The sequence below is a fragment of the Dapis brunnea BLCC-M229 genome (assembly GCF_050015995.1).
In the GTDB taxonomy this organism is placed as follows: domain Bacteria; phylum Cyanobacteriota; class Cyanobacteriia; order Cyanobacteriales; family Microcoleaceae; genus Trichodesmium.
Genome location: NZ_JBNHEP010000147.1, coordinates 1 through 22,825, shown reverse-complemented (window position 1 = coordinate 22,825; position 22,825 = coordinate 1). Strand labels below are relative to the sequence as shown.

Annotated in this window: 22 protein-coding genes, 1 tRNA gene and 2 pseudogenes; 16 read left to right on the top strand and 9 right to left on the bottom strand. The window is 35.1% G+C overall.

The genetic code is table 11. The annotated features are described in order from the left end of the window. Positions 1-149: 149 nt before the first annotated feature. Positions 150-222 (top strand) — tRNA-Phe (locus ACP6PM_RS17070). Between the two features lie 194 nt (positions 223-416). Here ACP6PM_RS17070 and ACP6PM_RS17065 read toward each other — a convergent pair. Beyond that, on the bottom strand, positions 417-1,031 hold the full coding sequence (locus ACP6PM_RS17065) for a hypothetical protein (protein ID WP_426586651.1): 615 nt from the start codon (positions 1,029-1,031) through the stop codon (positions 417-419). A 223-nt stretch (positions 1,032-1,254) separates the two neighbouring features. Further along, complete coding sequence (locus ACP6PM_RS17060) at positions 1,255-2,169, bottom strand: Rpn family recombination-promoting nuclease/putative transposase (protein WP_426586649.1); 915 nt, start codon at positions 2,167-2,169, stop codon at positions 1,255-1,257. Positions 2,170-2,572: 403 nt separating this feature from the next. Between ACP6PM_RS17060 and ACP6PM_RS17055 the strand changes: the two genes are divergently transcribed. The 3 genes from ACP6PM_RS17055 to ACP6PM_RS17045 all read left to right on the top strand — a co-directional run bounded on the left by ACP6PM_RS17055 (position 2,573) and on the right by ACP6PM_RS17045 (position 3,927). Further along, positions 2,573-2,878 (top strand): hypothetical protein, encoded by a 306-nt coding sequence (locus ACP6PM_RS17055; protein WP_426586647.1) that lies wholly within the window; start codon positions 2,573-2,575, stop codon positions 2,876-2,878. 40 nt (positions 2,879-2,918) lie between these two features. Next, complete coding sequence (locus tag ACP6PM_RS17050) at positions 2,919-3,266, top strand: YtxH domain-containing protein (protein ID WP_426586645.1); 348 nt, start codon at positions 2,919-2,921, stop codon at positions 3,264-3,266. A 106-nt stretch (positions 3,267-3,372) separates the two neighbouring features. After that, a complete protein-coding gene (locus ACP6PM_RS17045; RefSeq protein WP_426586643.1) occupies positions 3,373-3,927 on the top strand; it encodes a DUF948 domain-containing protein in 555 nt (184 codons plus the stop codon). Here the strand turns inward: ACP6PM_RS17045 and argB are convergent. The 4 genes from argB to ACP6PM_RS17025 form a co-directional block, all read right to left on the bottom strand. After that, complete coding sequence (argB, locus tag ACP6PM_RS17040) at positions 3,919-4,818, bottom strand: acetylglutamate kinase (RefSeq protein ID WP_426586641.1); 900 nt, start codon at positions 4,816-4,818, stop codon at positions 3,919-3,921. The genes ACP6PM_RS17045 and argB overlap by 9 nt on opposite strands. Positions 4,819-5,195: 377 nt before the next feature. Then, positions 5,196-5,714: a rod shape-determining protein MreD gene (gene mreD, locus ACP6PM_RS17035; protein WP_426586639.1), complete on the bottom strand. Its 519-nt coding sequence runs from the start codon at positions 5,712-5,714 to the stop codon at positions 5,196-5,198. 127 nt (positions 5,715-5,841) lie between these two features. Then, entirely contained in the window at positions 5,842-6,597 is a 756-nt protein-coding gene (mreC, locus tag ACP6PM_RS17030) for a rod shape-determining protein MreC (RefSeq protein ID WP_426586637.1), read from the bottom strand. 626 nt (positions 6,598-7,223) lie between these two features. Then, entirely contained in the window at positions 7,224-8,225 is a 1,002-nt protein-coding gene (locus ACP6PM_RS17025) for a rod shape-determining protein (protein ID WP_426586709.1), read from the bottom strand. 660 nt (positions 8,226-8,885) lie between these two features. Here ACP6PM_RS17025 and ACP6PM_RS17020 point away from each other — a divergent pair. The 9 genes from ACP6PM_RS17020 (at position 8,886) to ACP6PM_RS16980 (ending at position 15,404) form a co-directional block, all read left to right on the top strand. After that, positions 8,886-9,245 (top strand): single-stranded DNA-binding protein, encoded by a 360-nt coding sequence (locus ACP6PM_RS17020; protein ID WP_293109482.1) that lies wholly within the window; start codon positions 8,886-8,888, stop codon positions 9,243-9,245. A gap of 178 nt (positions 9,246-9,423) precedes the next feature. Further along, positions 9,424-9,543, top strand: coding sequence for a hypothetical protein (locus tag ACP6PM_RS17015; RefSeq protein ID WP_426586707.1), 120 nt, complete (start codon positions 9,424-9,426; stop codon positions 9,541-9,543). A 166-nt stretch (positions 9,544-9,709) separates the two neighbouring features. Next, entirely contained in the window at positions 9,710-9,853 is a 144-nt protein-coding gene (locus ACP6PM_RS17010) for a hypothetical protein (protein WP_426586635.1), read from the top strand. A 138-nt stretch (positions 9,854-9,991) separates the two neighbouring features. Further along, positions 9,992-10,327: a metallopeptidase TldD-related protein gene (locus ACP6PM_RS17005; protein WP_426586633.1), complete on the top strand. Its 336-nt coding sequence runs from the start codon at positions 9,992-9,994 to the stop codon at positions 10,325-10,327. A gap of 226 nt (positions 10,328-10,553) precedes the next feature. Next, positions 10,554-10,658 carry a hypothetical protein gene (locus tag ACP6PM_RS17000; protein ID WP_426586631.1) on the top strand — a complete coding sequence of 35 codons (105 nt, stop codon included), beginning with the start codon at positions 10,554-10,556 and terminating at the stop codon, positions 10,656-10,658. A gap of 33 nt (positions 10,659-10,691) precedes the next feature. Further along, positions 10,692-11,447 (top strand): DUF3153 domain-containing protein, encoded by a 756-nt coding sequence (locus ACP6PM_RS16995; RefSeq protein ID WP_426586629.1) that lies wholly within the window; start codon positions 10,692-10,694, stop codon positions 11,445-11,447. Between the two features lie 420 nt (positions 11,448-11,867). Then, entirely contained in the window at positions 11,868-12,242 is a 375-nt protein-coding gene (locus tag ACP6PM_RS16990; RefSeq protein ID WP_426586627.1) for a LapA family protein, read from the top strand. A 204-nt stretch (positions 12,243-12,446) separates the two neighbouring features. Next, complete coding sequence (locus ACP6PM_RS16985) at positions 12,447-13,301, top strand: segregation/condensation protein A (RefSeq protein ID WP_426586625.1); 855 nt, start codon at positions 12,447-12,449, stop codon at positions 13,299-13,301. Between the two features lie 936 nt (positions 13,302-14,237). Continuing rightward, entirely contained in the window at positions 14,238-15,404 is a 1,167-nt protein-coding gene (locus tag ACP6PM_RS16980) for a sugar phosphate nucleotidyltransferase (RefSeq protein WP_426586623.1), read from the top strand. Between the two features lie 1,495 nt (positions 15,405-16,899). Here ACP6PM_RS16980 and ACP6PM_RS16975 read toward each other — a convergent pair. From ACP6PM_RS16975 to ACP6PM_RS16965, 3 genes and pseudogenes are all read right to left on the bottom strand, one after another. Then, positions 16,900-16,992, bottom strand: a pseudogene (locus tag ACP6PM_RS16975) (hypothetical protein); the annotation flags it as partial. A gap of 514 nt (positions 16,993-17,506) precedes the next feature. Then, entirely contained in the window at positions 17,507-19,582 is a 2,076-nt protein-coding gene (speA, locus tag ACP6PM_RS16970; RefSeq protein ID WP_426586621.1) for a biosynthetic arginine decarboxylase, read from the bottom strand. 550 nt (positions 19,583-20,132) lie between these two features. Continuing rightward, positions 20,133-21,054 (bottom strand): annotated as a pseudogene (locus ACP6PM_RS16965) (IS1 family transposase). A 200-nt stretch (positions 21,055-21,254) separates the two neighbouring features. Between ACP6PM_RS16965 and ndk the strand changes: the two are divergent. The 3 genes from ndk (at position 21,255) to psaM (ending at position 22,556) form a co-directional block, all read left to right on the top strand. Beyond that, positions 21,255-21,704: a nucleoside-diphosphate kinase gene (gene ndk / locus ACP6PM_RS16960; protein WP_426586619.1), complete on the top strand. Its 450-nt coding sequence runs from the start codon at positions 21,255-21,257 to the stop codon at positions 21,702-21,704. 381 nt (positions 21,705-22,085) lie between these two features. Continuing rightward, positions 22,086-22,232 carry a hypothetical protein gene (locus tag ACP6PM_RS16955; protein WP_426586617.1) on the top strand — a complete coding sequence of 49 codons (147 nt, stop codon included), beginning with the start codon at positions 22,086-22,088 and terminating at the stop codon, positions 22,230-22,232. Between the two features lie 228 nt (positions 22,233-22,460). Beyond that, a complete protein-coding gene (gene psaM / locus ACP6PM_RS16950; RefSeq protein WP_071525264.1) occupies positions 22,461-22,556 on the top strand; it encodes a photosystem I reaction center subunit XII in 96 nt (31 codons plus the stop codon). Positions 22,557-22,825: the final 269 nt, after the last annotated feature.

Below are 22,825 nucleotides of genomic sequence, written 5' to 3'. Positions count from 1 at the left end.
TTTCGACTTTTAACTCGCTTTTTTCTCCTGAGTCCTGACTTATGAATCCTGAGTCCTGACTCCTATACCTATAACTAATAAAAAAAATTGCTCAACTACTTGTCAAAATTATTTTAGTCTGCTACTATAGTAAAAGTGATAAAAAAAAAGCCGGGATAGCTCAGTTGGTAGAGCAGAGGACTGAAAATCCTCGTGTCGGCGGTTCAAGTCCGCCTCCTGGCATTGATAATCATCCTCAATCAGTGAATTGTCTGGCTTAAACACAAAAACAAGGCACATTTTATGTTTACAAGTGAAGGCAATGGGTGGTTTTTCCCAGCAAAAAGGAACGGAAGGCAGAAGACTAAAAGATGATCGCAAAATGTAACGGAATAGATAGATGATGAAAAGTCAGAAAAAGACAACATAAATTGTGATTAAAGTAACTTATTGTCCAACGGCTTCAGATACAAAGCACCCATCAGGGGCGACAAAGGGCAACCCAGAGAAATACCCCATTGGATATCCAAATATATCCCCCCATCAGAAACAAACCGCCGGAGGTACTGACCAACCAAGTCCAACACCACAGAGTCACTCACATACTCGGCCACCTGACGGAAAAGAATCTCATGGTCAATACTGGCATAGTACCCTTTCACATCAGTCCGAAACACAAACTCAAACTCATGGACATGGGCATCCACCTCTCGCACCGCCCCCTTAAGTCCGCCAGTTCCGGCCAGATGAAAGCAACGGGGAGACATATTGGGTTGCAAAACCTCCAGGAGGACAATCGCCAAAGCCTTCAAAACCAGAGCATCTTGAGCAGACCAAATTTCTTTCACCTCACCCCTGGACATCACCCGACGCAGCTCGCCAAAGCGATAGTTTCCTGCCAGTAGTTGGGCAATCAACTTAGGCTTTTTCTCATGCCACCAACGCCGTAGCTGCCAGACATCATTATTGTAGTGATAGTCCTTGCGCTTTTCGCAGAGCCATTCAAAAGCTCTATCGATCGCCTCATCACTAGCAACTTGTTCGATTAACAACCTAAAAGTAAACCTTAGTTATATGTTGTTTAATATTTAAGAATAGCATAATGCAATTCCTACAGAAATGAGGTACATTTACGATCCCCCTAAATCCCCCTTAAAAAGGGGGACTTTTTGTTGGCTCCCCCCTTAAGAAGGGGGGTGGGGGGGGCTCTCAAACTGTATCTCATAGATTAAAGAACTGCTATACAGTTAAAGACTGTAACTATATCACAGGACTCTAAATCAAACGTTCCTCCAACCAACTTTCCAAATCTACCAAACTATTAAAACTTAAAAACACCTTCACCAAATCCTCCACATCTTCTAAAGGCAAACCCTCTATCTGACTATTAATAGTTTCAGAAACCTCTCCAAAACGTTGAGTTATTAATAGCTTGACTAGAGCGATCGCTTCATTAAGCCGTCCTTTTGCTTCTCCTTGCTCTTCTGCATAAGTTAGTCGCCCTTTCTCATCTTGCAATGCTATCGCCCGACGCTCAACTATCTCTAATTCTTCTGGACTCATGTTAATTCTTTCAGCAATGTTTAAAGCTTGCTCTATTTCCGCAACCTCCCCTAAACTTTCTGGAATATCATCAAATTTAGCAGCTTCTTTGAGAAAGTAAATCCACTTATCTGCCAAAGTTTTTAACTCTGCCAATGTTTTTTTAAACTTCGGTAACTCGACAAAAATTAACTGTAATTCCTGATCAGGATATTCCCAGTTTTTATCTCTATGTTTAAACACAAATGGATTAATAACATCTACCTCTTCTTTAAAGAAAATAAAATCTGTAATTGTTACCGCTATCGCTGGACGTAGTAGAGGGTAATCATCTCCTGTTTCCAACTGGTTGCCATAACCTTTAACTAAGTTGTACATTACCCGCTTGCTCAAAGCAGTCATTCGTGCCACTTGCATTTCAATAACTACAACAGAACCATCAAAGAAAACAGCTTTTATATCTAAATAGGTATCTTTTAAACTGATTACTTGACCAGGATTAAAAGGATTAATAATTGTTAAAGACTTAATGGTTTTTTCTCCATCATAAATTATGGCATTCAGAAAACTAATTAAAATCTGTTGGCTTTGCTCCGAACCAAAGATTTTTTTAAAAGCATAATCGACCTTGGGATTAATAAATTTCATAGTAGCTTTTTTCCCTATAGCGCTCGAACTTTGAAAAATATTTTAACAACAAGAACTGGGCAAACGCAGTTATAGCATTTACCAAAAAAAGAGGTCCAAAGCCGCCACTTTTAAGGGGATGAAAAAAATATTCAATTCAGTATTTCAAGCCTCCGGCTTTAGTCGGAGGTACTGATAACTGATAACTGATAACTGATAACTGAAATGACCAAGAAATATATTATGGCCACGTTAGAAGTCATGGGCCAAAATGTCGCTAATGGTTGTGCATAAAGAGCGATCGCCCGCAACAAAAATGTCGGGTGTCAGTCTACTACTATAGTTTTGGTGTAAATTATAGGTATTGATTCTGATTGGACTCTTTCGTTGGAGTTATTCTCTAGATTTTTCAGTGGAGTGAAAGATGCTGTGGTTAGTAATTGAAGTAAATATAATTATATCAATTTTTGGCTTTTACCTAGCTTGGAGAATCTGGAGATTTAGACAGAAATTATTAAAATTAGAACGCAATCTTAGCTTAATAGACAATTGCACCAATAATATACTCAGCACAACACCTGAATTTTTACAAATTCGCAGACAAAGGGTAAATCAATTGCGACAACTATATCAACAACTGGATTTACAAGTTAAACAGGTGCAGCAAGTTGTGGCCATGTTTTGGTTGCTCAGAACAATATGGTATCGTTTCCGCAGGATTTGGCATTAATATAATAATAGATATGAATAAGTCTTTAATAAATTGCAAGATGTCAAATAAAAAATCTGGGTTATTCATCAGTGGTCTACTGATAGGTTCAGCCATAGGTACAGCCACAGGCTTATTAATTGCCCCTAGAACAGGCCAAAAAACACGACAGTTAGTGAAAAAATCTGCATTAGCTATTCCACAACTGGTAACAGACTTGTCCACCAGTCTCAAATTTCAGACAGACCGTTTTTCAGACTCTGCTACTAATTCTTGGGAAGAAATCTTAGAAAGACTCAAAGAAGCGATCGCTGCTGGATTAGAAGCTAGTCAAACAGAGAGAGAAATATTATCTAAAACAGAGAGAAAAAATTCTGAAGTTTCAGTAGTTATAGACACGAAAGGTTAAAGTAATAAACTTTTTCTCAAAATTATAGGAGTTCCAAAAGTACTCATTCTTGTTAAGATAATCCAGGTATAGGAAATTATCATTCCCCTGCTTAGGCGAAATACCTGTGAATAACCCTCTGTTTTGGTTAGGATTATCCTTATTATTGGTTGCATTGAGCCTGACAACTGTATTAATTGTCACTTTACCTGCTGTGTTTGCCTTAGCAAGAGCAGCTCGCAGCATAGAAAAACTAGCTGATACCCTAGAGCGTGAAATACCACCAACCTTAGAAGCAATTCGTCTTACTGGTATAGAGATTGGTGAGTTAACTGATGATGTAAATGATAGTGTTCAAACTGCAGGAGAAATTGTCAAACAAGTCGATCAAAGTCTAAGTAATGTTCGTCAACAAACTCAGCAGGTTCAAACTACAACGAAAAGTATTTTTACTGGTATTAGAGTAGCTTGGAAAACCTTTAGTTCTAAACCACAAGCAAAAAAAAATACGGGAAGGGCATCAAACCATACTTCTTCATTTTATCACAAGAATAGTAATAAGAGTCATCCTCCCTACAGAGATATTACTCCTACTACTACTGAAGATTCTAGTCTAAATTCAGATTCCTGGACAAAGCAAGAAGTAAATAGTCAAGAAATTAACTCAGATACTCTACTCTGAAACTAATCCTAAGTTACTTACTATCATTGAGCCAACCCCAGCATCCGTAAAAATTTCCTGTAAAAGTACATGTGGAACTCGACCATCAAGAATATGAGCAGCTCGAACACCTTGAGCTAGACTCCGTACACAACAATTAACTTTAGGAATCATCCCACCAGATACAATTCCTTTTTCAATTAATCCTCTTGCTTCTTGAATATCTAACTTAACAATTAAACTATCTGGATTATGATAGTCTTCTAAAATTCCAGCCGTATCTGTTAGTAGAATTAACTTTTCTGCATCCATAGCTGCAGCAATTTCACCAGCTACTGTATCAGCATTAATATTGTAGGCTTGTCCTTGGTCATCCGTTGCTACAGTAGATACCACCGGAATATAGCCATTATCAACTAGAGATTGTAATATATCTATTTTGATGTTACTAACTTCCCCAACAAAACCAATTCCTTCACTTCCTTCGGGACGCGCTTTAATTAAGTTGGCATCCTTGCCACATAAACCCACTGCACATCCACCAGCTTGATTAATTAAAGAAACAATTTCTTTATTAACTTTTCCCACCAATACCATTTCCACTACTTCCATTGTAGGTGCATCAGTAACCCGCAAACCGTCCTTAAATTGGGCTTCAATTCCTAGTTTGCCCAACCAAGAGTTAATTTCTGGACCGCCACCATGAACAACAATGGGACGTATACCTACACAAGATAATAGTACAATGTCTCTAATCACTTGATCTTTTAGACTACTATCTTTCATGGCTGCACCGCCATATTTCACGACTATCTTACGACCAGCAAATTTTTGAATGTAAGGCAGTGCTTCACTTAGCACTTTGACTCGGCTGGTTTTTGACTGATTTTCAAAGTCTGTACTTTTTAGCATAGACAGCTACTATTTTTAGTTGATAATTTGAACAATCATAGTTTATGTTATTATTTCTGATTTACACTACGGGACTGACACATCTAATCTAGTATTTTAGCTGTGTGAGTTTAATCCTTGTGATCTGAAAATAAAAAGAATGTAGTTTTCGCTGTGTTTTATATCTAAATTTATTTGAAAATCGCTATAATTCTTTCTCCTGAGTTCTGAATCTTTCTTATAGCGGTTTTCATTAACATAGAATACAGCTATTAGGTTTGTAATTATTGAACTTCAAACATACTTATATTTTTTCTGTAGTCTACTTTTGTGAAAACCGCTATAAATCATTAATGATTAGTTAATTAATGGAAAATCAACGACTTAAAACTTACTAATTAGTTATTCTTGACTTGCCAAAATTGACTGAGAGGGAAATACAAAACAGGAGCCCAAAGACTACTAATAACCGCAGAACCCAAAGCCACTTGCTTATGTTGAAGCCAAACTTCTGCAAAGCTTTGATCGCCAATTAATCCAAACTGTATTGCCATGGAAGTTTCTGCAATAACAGCCATAATAAATGTCACTAAGGCTATGGAAATAAAATCTTCCTGAATATAGCGTTTTTTCTGTAAAAAAGCTGTGACAAATCCGACAAAAACTAAAGGAATAATATGAGTAGGATAGGGAGCTGTCATGGCATCTTGAATTAATCCTAAAACTAAGCCAGCCACTAGACCTCCTATAATGGAGCTATGGCTACTCCAAGTAACTACCCAAATTAATAACCAATTAGGTCCTATTCCGAAAATCTCCATTCCAGGAATACGAGTAAGCAATAGTAATGCACAAAGCAGTACCGACGTAATTGTGATTAGTAATTTGAAAATTGTTTGCTGAGATAGATTAGACATCCGATCAGAAAGTACCTTTAATAATTTTAAATAAGTTAATTATTCAATTTTTGAGCAGAACAAAATTTTTAGGAAAAAGGTAATTTATATTATCATCTCAATTTTTTTTTAATTGCTATATTATTAATTAATTTTCCGCTTTATTCTGTTTATTTGGATAAACATTCACCCATTCCAAAATATTCAGTGGCGCCGATAACTTAACTATAGCTTCTGGAGCAGGAGTACCAGCCAAATTAATCGATTCAACTGTTCCTACAGGCCAACCCGCCGGAAACAATTGACTATAAGCAGAAGTAGATACAACATCACCAACTTTAATATCAGGAACATCATCAAAAAATTCCATCACAGCCTTATCATCACCCTTGCCCTTCATAAAACCCATCTGACGACTGCGAATAATTCCCACACCAACTTTACTGGTTGGATCGCTAACTAATAATACTTGGCTAGTATGAGCTGTAACCCTAGTTATTCTGCCTACTAAACCACCAGTTCCCATCACAATAAAACCCTCTTGAATACCATCTTTACTACCTCTTCCTAAGGTTACTTTTTTCCACCAATAATCTGCACTTCTACCTATCACAGGAGCTGCTACTCCTTTCAAATTTTTAGTTTTTGTATAATTCAAAAGTTGTGTGAGACTCTTATTTTGTTGCTCTAATTCTTGTAATTTAATTTCTAGTTCTTTAATTCGAGCATTAACTAATACTTCTTGTTGAATAGGACTAGGTTGAAATGGTAGACTGAGCCAATTGTAAATTTCAAAAAATAAAGAAGCTTGAGTTTGTCTAACCCAAAAAGCTGCACTTACTGCTAAAACTAACAATGCAGCTTTTCGCATCAGTTTTAAGCTTCGACGACGCAATGTTTGCATTAGTAAAACCTTTAAAAATCGCTACTACTTTAGATTTTTTACTACTGGTTGAAGTTAAAAGCAGGAACTTCTGTAATTGAATATTTTTCCTCAATAAATATATTTTATAATAGCTAACATTTAATTCTGAAAAACACAATTAACCATTAGCTATTAGTAATTTCCATAAGGAATTAAGTACAAAATCCTACGTCTTAGGGAACTAGGAAACACCTTTACAGGCAACACCTTACCAGGAAAGAAAAAAGAAAAGTTGACTTTATCCTTAGAAATTGAATATATCAGGAAATATAAAAAAGAAAATAAGGAATAGGAGCAGGCAAAATGATTTGTTACTAAATAAATTCACCATAATTTTAGGAGTATGAATACCGATATTCCTTAACTTAAGATTGATTACAATCTCTACCCTTATTCCAGCTTGAAGATTTAGTTACTCCACAAGTCTCTTAATACTTATTTGACAAACAGTCTCTCTGTTACTGAGAAACGCTATATTAGTAATTAATAGTCTTAGTTAACTATACATGTATTAAGCTAGACTTAACATAATAATCTTTAGTTCTCATCAAAAAAACTATCCCAGAAAAGCCCCTTAGTTGGTACTTAAATAACATAATCAGACTTTAGCGAGCTGGCCCACTGAAAAACCGTTCAAGCTGTTTATAATTCTCCAAAAGACGGCCAGTACCCAAGACTACACAGCAAAGTGGATCTGCTGCAACATGAGTGATAATACCAGTTTCATGGCTAATTAAAGTATCTATCCCCTTTAACAAAGCACCACCACCAGCCAACATAATACCCCGATCTATAATATCTGCTGCTAGTTCAGGGGGAGTACGTTCCAAAGTTCGCTTAACTGCCTCTATAATTATAGATAAAGGTTCAGTCAGACTTTCTCGAATTTCTGCAGCTTTGACTGTTACAGTTCTAGGCAAACCCGATAATAAATGTAGACCCCTAACTTCCATCGTTGCCTCATTATCATCCTGAGAGGGATAAGCTGAACCCAATTTAATCTTGATATCTTCCGCAGTTCGTTCTCCTATGACCAAGTTATGGACTTTTTTCATATACTGAGTAACAGCATCATTCAGTTCATCCCCAGCTACACGCACAGACTCACTCAGAACGGTACCTTGTAAACTAAGAACAGCAACTTCTGTAGTTCCCCCACCAATATCCACAATCATATTGCCAGTAGGTTCAGCTACAGGCAACCCCGCACCAATAGCTGCAGCAACAGGTTCATCAATTAATCGTACATCCCTAGCACCAGCTTGAGAAGCAGCTTCCATTACAGCTCGTCTTTCTACACCAGTTACTCCACTAGGAATGCCAATAACAATTCTTGGAGATACCAAGGTTTTTCCTTCATGGACTCGCCTAATAAAATGTTTCAGCATTAATTCTGCTGTATCAAAATCAGCAATGACTCCATCCCTTAGAGGTCTCATAGCAATTACATTGGAGGGAGTTCTCCCTAACATCCTTTTAGCTTCTTCCCCAACTGCGATAGAAGTTTTTTGTTCTTGGTCAATAGCTACTACAGATGGTTCTTGAAGAACAATACCTTTACCTGATACATATACAAGTGTGTTCGCAGTACCCAAGTCAATTCCCATGTCCCGAGACAAGGAAAAGCGATTTATCAGACCCACTGGATTTTGACCCCCTAAAATCAAATATTAACTTTGTTTAATAATTTATAAAGAAATATAGCTGAGGTAGATTGTATAATTTTTTTTACTCCTCAGTCTAGTAGGACTGTATCATTTTTGATACAAGCAAGTTTAACTGTCCTTGGTTTCTTAGTGCGACACAATAGGGACAAAATCCGGAGAAAGTATTTAGATTAGGAATTGCTTGAGTTATTAGTCCTCTTAGGATATTTTTTAGGAGTTAAGATGTTAAATTAAAATTTGGTGTTGCTGAATAAATTTATGATATTGCAGGAGTAAGGGGTCAGGAGCAAGAAAGAAGTTTTTTTCACTCACAAACTATAAGGGGAAAACTAGGCATGATTTGCAGCTTAATAATTTTTCAACTCTTAACTGATTCTGATGAATAGAGTTTCATACCTAAAATCAGCAACTCCTAAGAGGGTATCTATAAAATAAAAAATTAAGCCTTGATTTAGGGTGGGTTAGGCGAAAATACTATTTTCCTGGTCGCCGTAACAAATCCGAATACTAGATATTTGAGGGATTTATTTAGATTTATTTTGCAGATACCTTCTAAAATTTAATTCATGAATAATATAAAAATAAAAATAAGAATAGTATATGAGTTTAAATGTTGTAACTTTGGTTGGTAGGGCAGGTAGAGACCCAGAAGTTAAATATTTTGAGTCAGGTAATGTGGTTTGTAATGTCACTTTAGCTGTAAATCGTCGCTCTAAAAACACCGACCAACCAGACTGGTTTGATTTAGAGATGTGGGGCAAAACTGCAGAGGTTGCTGCTGATTATGTTCGTAAAGGTAAATTAATTGGGGTAAAAGGATCTTTGAAGTTTGATTATTGGCAAGATCGTAATACAGGGGCAAATCGTTCTAAACCTGTAATTAGAGTAGATAGACTGGAATTATTAGGTTCTAAACGTGATGATGAGCAGGCTGCAACAACAAGCTATGATGAATTCTAATTTTCAAATTCAATAAAAATTATTCTGAGCAAGTCAACTCTAGAGCAAATTCTTAAACTTGCCAGTGAAAAAGCTGCATCTGTAAAAATTTACTGTTGATCAACTCAGGATACCCCCCATAAAATTTGAAAATAATTGTTTAAAATCTCTACAAACTAAAGCTCAAAAATGAGTAGCTCTGAGATTAATTTATCAAGGTAGATTTGGTTTTGCTAGTTCTACAGATTTGACAATAATTGAAGATTTAGTTGATGCTACTATTCAAACAGCAAAAGTTAGCGATATTGTACAATTTTAATTTGCTCCCTCATATAATTTTAATCCACCAAAATTAGAATATAACTTACCTAAAGTTAACGAATTAATATAGTAATGTCAAAAAAATATTGAAAAAAAATCATAATTACAATCCACATATTCTGGTAAATATTGATTTTAATCTTCAGAATATAAAAGTTAAAATTTTGACTAATACAGATTTCTATGCTCAAAAGTTTAATCAATTATTTAGTGCTAATATTTCGGGTAATTTAGTTCAAGATGAAGACTTTATTCAAATAAGTACCATTACAAAATTATTTACCTATTCTAATTGTCTGCAATCTTGAGAAGGCAAAGAATTCAGCAAGTTATAATAGATGTGTAATTAATTTTGTCTAGCTGCTTATCTAGTTTAAATTCTGATTAGCCTTCTCTCCCTAGACATAAATAAACTACTTTCCCAGTTAATCAAAAAATATCAATGGGTGGAAAATTCAGCTAAGATTAACAGTGGAACTCTCCCCGTATTTTTTACTCCCAAAGCAGTAAGAAAAGCGATCGCCAAATTATGGAAAACCGTTTTGTCTGGACAAACTATAGTCCAAAAAGCCTCTTCTCTTAGTAATAAAATAGGACAAACTATTTTCGACCACCTTTTTACCCTCTTTGAAGACCCGAATCTTGAGCCTTATGATTGTCCCCTTGATGATGAAGGTATGCCAACTATGCTCAAAACCTTTATAGAAGCAGACACAGTCAAAAGCTTTTATTGGGAAAAAAAAATGTGCTGCTCTTGCCGGATGCAAGTCCACTGGCAATAGTTTTATAGATGGACTATCTTAGCCTGCTCCTTGTTTAGTAAATTTGAGTATCAGTCCTGGGCAAACTTCTGAAAGTAAATTGATTAGTAATATAAATGAAGGTTTAATAGTAGCTCGGGTATTAGTAGCGGGTCAATTAAATCTACTAGCAGGATAATTTTATGTTAATTTAGCTTGAGGTTATAAGGTAGAAAATAGTCAAATAAAAGAGAGAGTTAAAGATACAATGATAACTGGTAATATTTTTGCAGCATTTGAAAATTTAGTAAATATTGGCAATTTTCCCGATTTAGCTAGTGGTGGTTACTATTTACCATCTATGCTTATTTGAAAAATTAGGTGTAGCAGCAAGGCAGGTTTAGATATGAAAGTTCTCAAAGTTATTTTTATTAGTTTTTTAGCAGTTTTACTACTGAGTGGATGTGTTCAATATGAAGTGGGAATAAATTTTCAGAGTCAAACCCACGGTGAGATTGTACAACATATTAAACTAGCAAAGAAGTTACGCAATTTTAGTCGTGAGATAGTTTCTGATTGGTTAAAAAGTGTAGAAACTAGAACTTATGAGTTAGAAGGAAAAACTAAAAGAATATCTAGGCAAGAAGTTGTAGTTACAATCCCTTTTAATAATGGTGCTGAGTTGGAAGAAAAATTCAATAGTTTTTTTCAACCTATAGATTCAGTAGAACCTCAAGATTATTCCCCAGAAATAGCAGAAGATTTACCAAAATTAGCATCTAATATTGATGTGAAACAGAATAATTTTTTTGTGGCATTACGGAATAAATTGAGTATGAATTTAGATTTGCGATTATCTACATCTAATAGCAAAGTTGCAGTTAATCCAGGTGAGTTATTAGATGTGGAGTTTCAGTTAATTACACCTTGGGGTTTTAGTGACATCGAATCAAGTGAAAATAATACAATATACTATCAAAGTGACCAGGAAATTATCTGGAAACTCAAGCCAGGAGAATTAAATTCATTAGATGTAGTATTTTGGATTCCTAGCCCCATAGGAATAGGTACAATTTTAATCAGTTTATTTGTTTATCTAGGTATAGCTTTAAAATATCAAATATTACCTGCTTTAGGAATAAGTAAAAACTCAATTAACTGACATTAATGTGGATATTAAGCTGCTGTAAGGGATCGTGTAAAAATAAGTTCTACAAATTTTATCTGAAATAGATTGTGAAATCTGGCTTCCATCAAAAAAACTGTAATGGTTATTCTTACACGACTCCTAAACTTAAACCGTACTATAAATTAGCCAATTAGCACTGAGGAATTAGCTGATAGCTTAACATTTTTTTTCTATTCTCAGAACATGTGTTTCCTTCTCCCGTTATCTGTTTGATTCCCCCAATAAATCATATTTGCTTATTGTTGTGTTTTTAAGTAAAATTTGAATGAGTATAGTAAGTCAGATAGTTGCTCAATCAAGATACGATTTACAATCACAAAATATATTGCCAATTTATAGCTTTCATGTATAAACTAAATATTGACCATTCAAGCATAAGTTGAAACAAAAACAATGAAACCGATAAACTTTTTGCTGATTTTCTTAGTTTGTTTAGCGTTAGTTATATTCAGCTTACAAAATACCCAACTAACAACTATCAAACTTATTGAAGGTATTGAGCTAGAAGCTCCATTATCTGTAGAGCTGGTAATTGCCACAGGATTAGGAGCAGTTCTAGCATGGCTATTCAACTTATGGTCAAGAATGCAACATACCATAGGAAGTTTCGGACAAATGCGAGAAATTCGTAGCAGAAATAAACGCATTCAAGAATTACAAGAAGATGTAGAACGCTATGAAGAGGAACTCAAACAAAGAGCTAGTTTGCCAGCAGCAGAAACTTTGTCTGAGCCAGTACAATCTACTGAACTAGAAGCTTCTAAATAAAAGTAGAATTAGTTCAGTTATAACTTTTTATTTCATTGGGTACTTGTATTTGAATCATACTAACCTTTACTATCCTTAAATTTTTCACTCTCAATAATCCCACACTTATCAGAAAGTGTGGGATTCCAGACTAACTAATTTCCAGGATAGTCTGATAATTATTGATATTTAAAAGTACACTAAAGTAGAGAAAAAACTACGGCTATGACAATTGGAGTTCCTCAAGTTTCAGAAACCCTTTCAGAAGGAATAGCCCTATTAACAAACCTCGCAGAAAAAGGAGAAATTAATCCTTGGGATGTCCAAGTAATTGAAGTAATAGATCGCTACTTAAGTAAACTTACTCCTGAATCAAATATTTCTGCAAGTGACGATTTTGCCAATTTATCTCAGTCAGGTCAAGCATTTTTGTACGCATCTATATTAGTATGGCTAAAAGCAGATCATCTGGCTAATTCAGAATCATCTGAAAATAATTCAGAGATATGTGAAATAGTACAAATACCAGAAGCAGAAAATTTTGAAACACCAAGAATACCACTAAAACTAGAGCAACAATTACGTCGTCGTGCTGTAGCTCCCTCCCCGCGTAAACGTCGAGTCACCCTTCAAGAATTAATTGAGCAGTTACAACTGATTGGAGCTGCTATAGAAGATAGAAAAACACGGCCTCGTATTCGCAAAACTAGCTCCAAAGCAAGAGCGCAAGCAGCGAAAGTTATTGCAGAATTAGCTCACCAGGAAAATTTAGTAGAAACAGCTACTGACCTAGAACATTTTCTTCTAGAAAAATTACCAGATACCAGTGAAGGTTGCTTAGAATTTGAGCATCTTTTAGAATTATGGTCTTCAGCATTACAGTCCAAAGCTGAAAAAGAAAACCAAAATCAACATCAACATACTAATGTCCCAGTAAATTCCGATCGAGTAGGTGCATTTTGGGCATTACTCCTGCTTTCTGCTCAGTCTAAAGTTGAGTTATCCCAAGAACAATTTTACCAAGAAATCAAAATCCGTGCTTTTTCATCAAGTTCTCAGGAACAAAAAGTTTCAGAGTAGAAATTTAATCCCTCGAAAAATAGCATAGTATAATAGTCTACATTTGCAATTTCTATAATACTTTGGTAAATAGTGGCGAAAATTAATTTACACTCTTGCTTGGTAGAACTTCAGTTATCACTAGGGAAGTTTACAAAACCTCAAAAGTTTTTCATCCAGTAAAAATATTTTGGTTTTTCAACATCAAGCAGTGAGTCATTACATTGATGTATCTTTAATATTGGGTAAAAACCCTGAGTTATTTCTTGCTAGAACAGGGTTGCTGAAGTAATACCGTTTCACGGAAGTTAACAGCAAATGCGTAATTCTCAGGTTTCCTCAGAATGTTAAGACGCACTCAAGACAGTCAAAATTCAAAAGTCATGCACTTAGATTTTATAGACTTGAAACTTCGATATCACAGTAATTTCAGGAAATTATTTCACATTTAAATTTTGAAACTATTTGTGACATTGTAAAGTGAATTGGTATAAGGTATGACAATTCAACTTTGGGTAAATTTTAAGCCAAAACAAGAGTGCAAATTGTACCTCTTTATTACTAATGTAGTCAGGAAAAACTCCTGTATACCTACTAACTCCTGACTCCTGACTCCTGACTTCTTTGAAATCATATATTTATTCAGCAATCCCTCTATAACTTTATAATTGATTAAAATTAAAACCATTGAATTAAGAATTAAAAAATATCTCAGAAAAATTTTATTCTTCCGTATCTCTAGATATAAACTGGAAATATTTGTCTAGCAGTACAGATATTTACCCATAACATCAAAATTTTGTTATATAAAAATTGATCGATATACCTTTAAATAGGGAAAGTGAAAAATTATCTCTCTGTTTGACCGAAGTTTTAACGGAGTTGGTATTGTGAGTTGAGAACATAGATAATAAGTATTTTAGTATTTTTGGAATTTTTAAGGTGGAGGAAACCAAAATGAAAGCCATGATTCTGGCCGCAGGTAAGGGAACTCGTGTTCGTCCAATTACTTATCGCATTCCTAAACCAATGATTCCTATTCTGCAAAAACCAGTAATGGAATTTTTGGTAGAGTTGCTTCGTCTACATGGTGTTGAGCAAATCATGGTCAACGTTAGCCATTTAGCAAAGGAAATAGAGGACTATTTTCGCGATGGGCAAAAGTTTGGGGTAGATATTGCTTATTCTTTTGAAGGACGAATTGAGGATGGAAACTTGATTGGGGAAGCACTGGGTTCTGCTGGTGGTATGAAGCGAATTCAAGATTTTTATCCTTACTTTGATGATACTTTTATAGTCCTTTGTGGTGATGCCTTGATAGATTTGGATTTGACCACAGCACTCAAATGGCACAAAGAAAAAGGATCGATGGCTACTGTGATTATGAAATCTATTCCTCGCGAACAGGTTTCTAGTTATGGTGTTGTAGTTACGGATGAAACAGGACGAATTAAATCTTTCCAAGAGAAGCCAAAAGTTGACGAAGCTCTGAGTACCAATATAAATACTGGTATTTATATTTTTGAGCCAGAAGTGCTCGATCATATTCCGTCTGGTGTTGAATTTGATATTGGTAGTCAGTTATTTCCCAAGTTGGTAGAAATAGGAGCGCCTTTTTATGGTGTAGCAATGGATTTTGAATGGGTGGATATTGGTAAGGTGCCGGACTACTGGCGAGCAATTAGAGATGTACTTCAAGGGCAAGTTAAAAATGTTTCTATTCCTGGTAAAGAGGTATCTCCAGGAATTTATACTGGCTTAAATGTAGCGGTTAACTGGGATAAGGTGGATATTGAGGGACCTGTTTATATTGGTGGTATGACCAGGATTGAAGATGGAGCAAAAATAGTTGGACCTACTATGATTGGTCCGAATTGCTGGATTTGTAGTGGTGCGACTGTTGATAGTAGTGTTATTTTTGAATATTCTCGTTTGGGTCCAGGGGTTCGCCTAGTTGATAAGTTGGTGTTTGGCCGTTATTGTGTGGATAAGACTGGGGCATCTATTGATGTTCAAGCTGCTGCCCTTGATTGGTTAATTACTGATACTCGTCATCCTTTCCCTTCTGCTCCTCCTGCAGAACATGAAACAATTAAGGATATTTTGCAGGAAAATGGGGGTTAATTTGAAGGTAAGCATTCAGCGGTCAGCTATCAGCTATCAGCTATTAACTTATTCTTTTTGAAGGAAGAATTAGAGTTGAAAGATTGAGGAACAATTAAAAGTTACTCTCAAATCATTCTTTGCTAATCTTTTTCATTAATTACTTAGTGCAGGATTATTACTAAGGAAAAATTGTTTACCTAGCATTGAGCAGGAAAAGCTAAAGGGGAGCTACCTGAATGCTTACAAAAGAAAGAAGAAGGAGAAAGGTGAATTAATTTTTTTGACCTAAAATCTTCTCTTCTTTCTGATGAAATTTATATGGAAGGAAGTATACGCTATGGTTCAATAATTAACAATTAACAATTAATAATTACCTCTTCTGTAATATCAGGATTGGGTTAAAAGGAATTTTTTTCTTCTCAAGTTGGTGGACTGGATATGGCGTACTTCGGAGCGAGTCTGCAAGATGAGGGAAACCTACTCTTACACAGCCGCTTCTCTAACGCCATCCAAGGAACGCTTTTTCTCCATGAATGCAGAGGCTTTATACCTTAATTTTTCGGTAAGTTAAAATTCGCTCATGCAAAAGTCAAAAGCAATCTCTGAGTGAATTTTCCTATTGATAAATTTCCTAATCTTTGCTTTGACTGCTATATGGGTACAATACCAGGAGTGGTAATAATAATACCGAAACAATATAAGCCGATTCAATCTAAATCTATATTCTTAGAATTTTATTAACCAAAATCATAAACGCACAAATATACGTTTCTGTCAAATTTTTGGGCTTCTATTGTTAAGTTGTCTTTGGAAAATTTGTTTTTTCTATCCAGAGATTAAATTTAAAACTACTTAATATTCTACAAATTAAATATAGTTTACAGGGTTTTTGAATAAATTAATTACACCAAGCCTGTGACTTTAAAAATTATATCATAAGCTCCAAATTAAGTAAACTCGTAAAATAATTGAGAATAGTGTCAATAAACCCCTATCTTTACACTTATTCATAATTTGCTTAACATGGGAATTTTAAATTTATCCCTTCAGAAACATTTGTTTTGCTTATAAAAATCAAAAATAGCAGTCACCATTACTATTACTATTAAGACGTTCTCGCTCCTCTCAAATTTAGTTCGTGCTAGGAATGTACAGGCGTTTTCCTGCCGAATGATACACAAATATGTTGCCTAGCCAAAGCCACATGGCCTTATGATGATGGACAGCTCCGCTATAGGCCTACGCACAAGTTAGAAGTAATACCAAATCTGATTACTATAAACCACATATCTTAGTTAAGAAAAACTTGATTATTATAGATTTTAGTTGACTCATTTGTGGTCTAGCTAAACTGGATTTAGTATGATAATTTCACAACTCAAGTTCGTCGTTCTTGTGCTTTAATACTCTGGTTAAAAGTGTAGTATAAGTTAAAGAACGTGCTTCATTCATTAAAAAGCTAATAGCTATTTCCCTCCGCGACATGAATGCGTAGCAAAGGAAATGCTTACTTTTAATTAATTAAATAAGTGTAACTGCTGAGACTACTTTCATGATTTTGTAGCAGTATTCGCGACTCTTTAATAGTAATTTTTTCTTCTTGTAAAGCTTGCTCAGTTTGACAAAGATCCCTTACTTAATTCATTAAAAAGCTAATACCAATTACTAAAATTAATACTATACTTCAGCTATACTTAAACACCTCAATAGTTACCAATATTCAAAGTATGTTTTTGACAATTATTGCTCGGCATTTTATATATTTTTCCTACTTTTAACCTCTCCCCACACCTCCCACATTCCCCTCCTGGGAGCAGGGCTAATTCTTTGTCGTCAGAGAATATTTACAACCCTATATTTTTTTGAGTTCCTGTGCTTCCCACACTTCACACATTTCCCACACCTCCCACACTCCACACACTTCCCACCCCCTCCTCCTTTTTTCTAAGCGTGACAATAAATTGACCCTGCCTCCTGGGAGGGGTTAGGGGTGAGTCCCCACATTTCCCTACCCCGATCGGATGTAGCATTCTTTTTGAGAAATGGTATGAGACCTGACTGCTAATACCTATTTCCCTGCGGGAGATGAATGGGCAGGATTCCACAGGAAATGCTTACCTTTAATTACTTAAATAAGTATAACTGCTGAGACTACTTTCATAATTTTGTAGCAGCATTCGCGACTCTTTAATAGTAATTTTTTCTTCTTGTAAAGCTTGCTCAGTTTGACAACGAATACTTTCAACTAAACCATCAGAATTATACTGAACATAATGCAATACTTCTGTCATTGTGTCGCCTTTAACAACGTGTTCAATTTTGTATCCTGAAGGGGTTAATTTAATATGCACAACATTAACATCACCAAACAAGTTATGGAGATTACCCATTATTTCTTGGTAAGCACCTCCAAGAAACATTGCTAGATAGTAAGGTTCAAAAACAGAAGTAATTTCTGTAGCAGAATTTTCTAATTTTTGAATATGGGAATATTGGGAAGATTTATTAGTAACTTTAAGAGGATGTAATTCTAATAATGATTTGACATCTCGCAAATCAATAAATTGCTCAATTTTTCCATCACTATCGCAGGTAAGGTCGGCTAATATAGCTCTTTCTGTAGGTTCTTCATCTAACCGATGAATAGGCATAATTGGAAATAATTGATTAATCGCCCAACTATCAGGAGCAGATTGAAAGACTGAAAGATTAATGTAGTAAATAGATGCCATTATTTTTTCTAGTTCTTCTAAATCATCTGGCACATATTCAGAGTCTTTTCGTATTTCTTGAATTTTCCTAAAACATCCCCAATATAGTTGCTCTACTTTTGCTCGTTCAGTAATACTCAGATATCCAAAATTAAACAAACTAATAGATTCTTCTTTGAATTGAATAGCATCGTGATATGCTTCCTGATAATTATTTTTGCTAATAGATTGATAAGTTTCATAGAGATTTTGCAAAATTAAATGTTCATCTTTACCAATAACTGGTGGTTCTTCTTTCGGAACTTGACTAACTCCTAATACATCAAAAACTAGAACTGATTGATGGGATGCGACGGCTCTACCACTTTCACTAACTAATATTGGAGGTAATATATTTTTCTCTTCACAAGCTTCTTTAACTTCTGCCACAATATCATTAGCGTAGTTCTGCATATCATAGTTTTTAGAAGCATAAAAATTTGTTTTAGAACCATCATAATCAACAGCTAAACCACCCCCTACATCCAAGTATTTCATATTTGCTCCTAGTTGAACTAATTCCACATAAATCTGACTTGCTTCCCTAATAGCATCTTTAATCACACTAATTGAAGAAATTTGTGAACCAACATGAAAATGTAAGAGCTGTAAAGAATCTAAAATACCCGCACTTTTTAACTGATTAACAACTTGAATTATTTCCGGAATATTGAGACCAAATTTGGCACGATCGCCTGTAGTTCCTGCCCAACGACCAATACCTTTAGTGCTTAGTTTCACCCTAACTCCTACTACAGGTTTAATATTTAATTTTCGACTAGCTTCTATCACTAACTGTACTTCTTCCACCTGTTCAATTACAATTATTGGTGTTTTTCCTAATCTTTGAGCTAGCATTGCTGTCTCAATATATTCTCGGTCTTTATAACCATTACAAATTATTAGTGCATCAGTTGTATTCAAGGTAGCTATAGCAATTAATAACTCAGGTTTTGAACCTGCTTCTAAACCAAATTTATGAAGTTTGCCAAATTTAACTACTTCCTCTACTAACTGACTATTTTGATTACACTTTACAGGGAATACACCTCGATATATATTTTTGTATTTATAACGAGCGATAGCTTTAGCAAAACAAGCATTTAATCGTTCAATTCTATCTTCAAGAATATCCGAAAATCTAATAATTAATGGTAGTCCTATATTTCTTTGTTTAATAGATTCAACAAGTTCATATAGGTCTAAAGAACCTCCTAGATCGCCTTTAGGGGAAACTGTAATATGACCAGCAGAATTAATTGAGAAATAAGAATTACCCCAACCAAGTATTCTATATAATTTCTCACTATCTTCAATTGTCCATGATTTTTTTTGTTCAGACTTGATATGATTAATTTCTGTTTTATCTGTTTGAGAAGTATTAGTTAATAATGTATTTTTTGAAATTTCAGAATAGTTTTGATTTATAGTTGACTGTAAATCCATTTTATGTTTTAATTCCGATAGACTAAACTTGAGATAATTTCAACTTAATTAGTATGAGTGTAAGTGTTATACAAAAAACTATAGCGCTATAGTGTAAACTATAGTTTGCTTTGTATTGTCAAGTCTTACTACTAAGCAAATTTTTTAAGATACTAAACTGTAAAATAATTTTCACTTACTAAGTATCGGTAGAAGTACCAGGTCAAAAACTATAGCGCTATAGTTTAAGTAAACCGTGCTATGTATTATAAAGTCTTACTATTAAGCAAAATTTTTAATATACTAAACTCTAAGATAATTTGAAATGGTAGTGGTGCATTGTAATGGTTGTCTATTGTAATTATTTTAGTCAAGAGGAACAGTAGTGGGAGCATCTTGCTTCCATCAAGAAGCCTTGTTCATCCCCATCTACCATTACACGAGCAGGACTACCTTTTAAGTTAATCAGTATCAGTTAAAGTTCCAGATCAAAAACTATAGCGCTATAGTTTAAGGAGAATTTATTCTGTATTGTAAAGTATTACCATTGAGTAAATTTTTTGGTAGTGCATCAGGAAAGTGTGGGATAGGTAATCAGATCATTCCAATTCCAAGGAGCGATATAGCTGCCGCACTTGCTCCGCCAACGCTAATCCAGCTCTTTGGGCTGCAGTATTGTTCTTGCGACTATGAATCCAAATCCAATTAAAGTAGGCGATATAGCTGCCGCACTTGCTCCGCCAACGCCAACCTTACTGTTATCTCAGTTTGTTGCCAGAGCTTGCCAAATTTATTTTGTCGGCGATGCCATCGACCGATCTGCTGTCTGATAATTCCATTTGTTCTTTCCAATTGCTGTGTCTGGTCTTTACCAATGACGTGTTCTACTTCTAGGGGTAGGACTCGTTCATACCCTCCCCAATCATCAGTATGCCATCGTATACAGCTAGTTTTTCCTTCTGTGTTGACGTTGGCGGAGCCTAGCGGCAGCTATATCAATTCCGTATGGGAAATTGTCAGTATGTTTACCCACTCTAGCACTTAGAATTAATCCACGTTCTGGAAGCTTGAGTCATCCCAACCCAACAATCCCCTTCTGTTAATTCCTGACACTGACACTGTTTTTGTTTTTTTGGACAAATGACCAAAACTCATCACTGGTAATTTGTGAGGTATTGATATTCTCGACATGAGCATTATGAATCATTTGTCCTTTTTCACAAGCAGCTCTGACTAAACTAACCACCGTATTATAAGCCAAATTCACTGTTCGACTGATGCCTCTTAAACTACTACCCTCAAGGTGAGTGTGTAGAACCATACGCATTTGTTCAGGTTGAATTTTTCGACGATAGTAGAGCGTGTCAAAAGTATCGGTGAAAGTTTGTAGGCATTCAGGACAGTAATATCGTTGATTTCCTTTACTGGTTTTTCCATGACACGCGAGTTTTCTTATGGCCACATAGAGGACATTCCATGATGATTGAAAGTATTTAGGGACAATAATCATCTGATCATTCCCACACTTTCCTGATGCACTACCAATTTTTTAAGATACTAAAATGTAAAATAATTTTCAGTTAGTAAGTATCAGTAAAAATGCCAAATCAAAAACTATAGCGCTATAGTTTAAGTAGAATTTGCTCTGTATTGTAAAGTATTACTATTGAGCAAATTTTTGAGGAGTATTAGTTTGGAACGCACCTTTATAGCTATTAAGCCCGATGGTGTCCAAAGAGGACTTGTAGGCCAGATTATCAGTCGCTTTGAAACAAAAGGTTTTACCCTAGTGGGTCTAAAAATTATCAGTGTCAGTAAGGAACTAGCTGAAAAACACTATGATGTTCACAAAGAAAGACCATTTTTTCCAGGCTTAATACAATTTATTACATCTGGCCCTGTAGTAGCAATGGTTTGGGAAGGTGAAGGGGTTGTGGCATCTGCGAGAAAAATTATTGGGGCAACTAATCCCTTGAGTGCTGAATCTGGTACTATTCGTGGTGATTATGGAATTAGTGTTGGCCGCAATCTCATACATGGTTCTGATGCAATTGAGACTGCTCAGAACGAAATTAGTCTTTGGTTTGAAGATGAAGAGTTAGTATCATGGCAGCCTACTTTAACTACCTGGATTGTTGAATAAATAGAGAAAATTTTTCTTGTCTGAAATATATATTAGTTAGCTCTCTAAATTAGGGAGCTAACTCTTTCAAGACTATAAACTATACTTCAATTTATATAGTTAATTTTAAATTTTTCTTTCCCATGTAGGGGAAGTATTTGTTAGGAAAATTTTCTAAATAAGTATAGTAGTCCTCACCAGTTAGGAGAATTACAGAGGATGCAGGAGGAAGAATTGTCGCTCGATTTTTCCGCCCTTGTTTGCTCAAAATTCTCAAATTTTGAGCAATAGCGAGAGAAAAGCTGGCACTTTTTTGGCATGAAAAAGGCTAAAGCATTTGTATATCAAGGATTTTAGAGTTAATTAGCCAGCCCTAAGTAGCTCCTAAGACAAGGGCGATCAGTGGCAAACTCCACAGCTAATACCAATTATCACGCATTTTTGCTACATATTCTTGTGAGAGGTAGATGGGGAGATCAAGAAGATAGACTGATGGGGAAATGGCAAGCAAATACAGCATTAATATTGAGAAATATAGCAAAGAAATAGTTAGTTAGGACAATAGTAAAAGGTAAAACGAAACGGTTAACACATAATAGGGAAAAAAAATGTCCTAAGTATCCCTTTCCCTGCTGTAGTATAAATACTAGAGAAGGATAGTATGGAAGAAGGAAAAAAATTAATGTTTGTTTCAAGTTGTAACAGTTATAGTATGTAAATTTGCAACTTATGGTTAGAATATGGAAAATTAACTACAAACATAAGGAGTTTTGAACTATGCCTTTATCTGATACCCAAGTATTGGTTGCTTTAGTAATTGCTCTAATCCCAGGAATCTTAGCATTCCGACTTTCAACTGAGCTGTACAAGTAAAATCCTGTCAATTATTAAAACCTAACATCTAAATCTGTCCTAACAGTTACTCCTTAACACAATAAAATTTTGGCTTGTTGGCAAAGTCAAGTATTATTGAAAATTTACTCAGGTAAAAACTGTTGGGGCAGTTTTTTTTATGGAATACTGATTCAAAAAATATATCTGTATGTGAAAATTTAGGTAATTAAAAAATAAGACCAAATACTAACTCTAAGGATTCAGGTGTAGGGGTTGAAAAAATCATCCCAATGACTCAGAGATAGTAA

Bases quoted from the DNA above. Each gene is read 5' to 3' on its own strand.
- ACP6PM_RS17060 (WP_426586649.1), bottom strand. From the start codon at position 2,169: ATGAAATTTATTAATCCCAAGGTCGATTATGCTTTTAAAAAAATCTTT.
- ACP6PM_RS17055 (WP_426586647.1), top strand. From the start codon at position 2,573: ATGCTGTGGTTAGTAATTGAAGTAAATATAATTATATCAATTTTTGGC.
- ACP6PM_RS17050 (WP_426586645.1), top strand. From the start codon at position 2,919: ATGTCAAATAAAAAATCTGGGTTATTCATCAGTGGTCTACTGATAGGT.
- argB (WP_426586641.1), bottom strand. From the start codon at position 4,818: ATGCTAAAAAGTACAGACTTTGAAAATCAGTCAAAAACCAGCCGAGTC.
- mreD (WP_426586639.1), bottom strand. From the start codon at position 5,714: ATGTCTAATCTATCTCAGCAAACAATTTTCAAATTACTAATCACAATT.
- mreC (WP_426586637.1), bottom strand. From the start codon at position 6,597: ATGCAAACATTGCGTCGTCGAAGCTTAAAACTGATGCGAAAAGCTGCA.
- ACP6PM_RS17025 (WP_426586709.1), bottom strand. From the start codon at position 8,225: ATGGGAATTGACTTGGGTACTGCGAACACACTTGTATATGTATCAGGT.
- ACP6PM_RS17020 (WP_293109482.1), top strand. From the start codon at position 8,886: ATGAGTTTAAATGTTGTAACTTTGGTTGGTAGGGCAGGTAGAGACCCA.
- ACP6PM_RS17000 (WP_426586631.1), top strand. From the start codon at position 10,554: ATGATAACTGGTAATATTTTTGCAGCATTTGAAAATTTAGTAAATATT.
- ACP6PM_RS16995 (WP_426586629.1), top strand. From the start codon at position 10,692: ATGAAAGTTCTCAAAGTTATTTTTATTAGTTTTTTAGCAGTTTTACTA.
- ACP6PM_RS16990 (WP_426586627.1), top strand. From the start codon at position 11,868: ATGAAACCGATAAACTTTTTGCTGATTTTCTTAGTTTGTTTAGCGTTA.
- ACP6PM_RS16985 (WP_426586625.1), top strand. From the start codon at position 12,447: ATGACAATTGGAGTTCCTCAAGTTTCAGAAACCCTTTCAGAAGGAATA.
- ACP6PM_RS16980 (WP_426586623.1), top strand. From the start codon at position 14,238: ATGAAAGCCATGATTCTGGCCGCAGGTAAGGGAACTCGTGTTCGTCCA.
- speA (WP_426586621.1), bottom strand. From the start codon at position 19,582: ATGGATTTACAGTCAACTATAAATCAAAACTATTCTGAAATTTCAAAA.
- psaM (WP_071525264.1), top strand. From the start codon at position 22,461: ATGCCTTTATCTGATACCCAAGTATTGGTTGCTTTAGTAATTGCTCTA.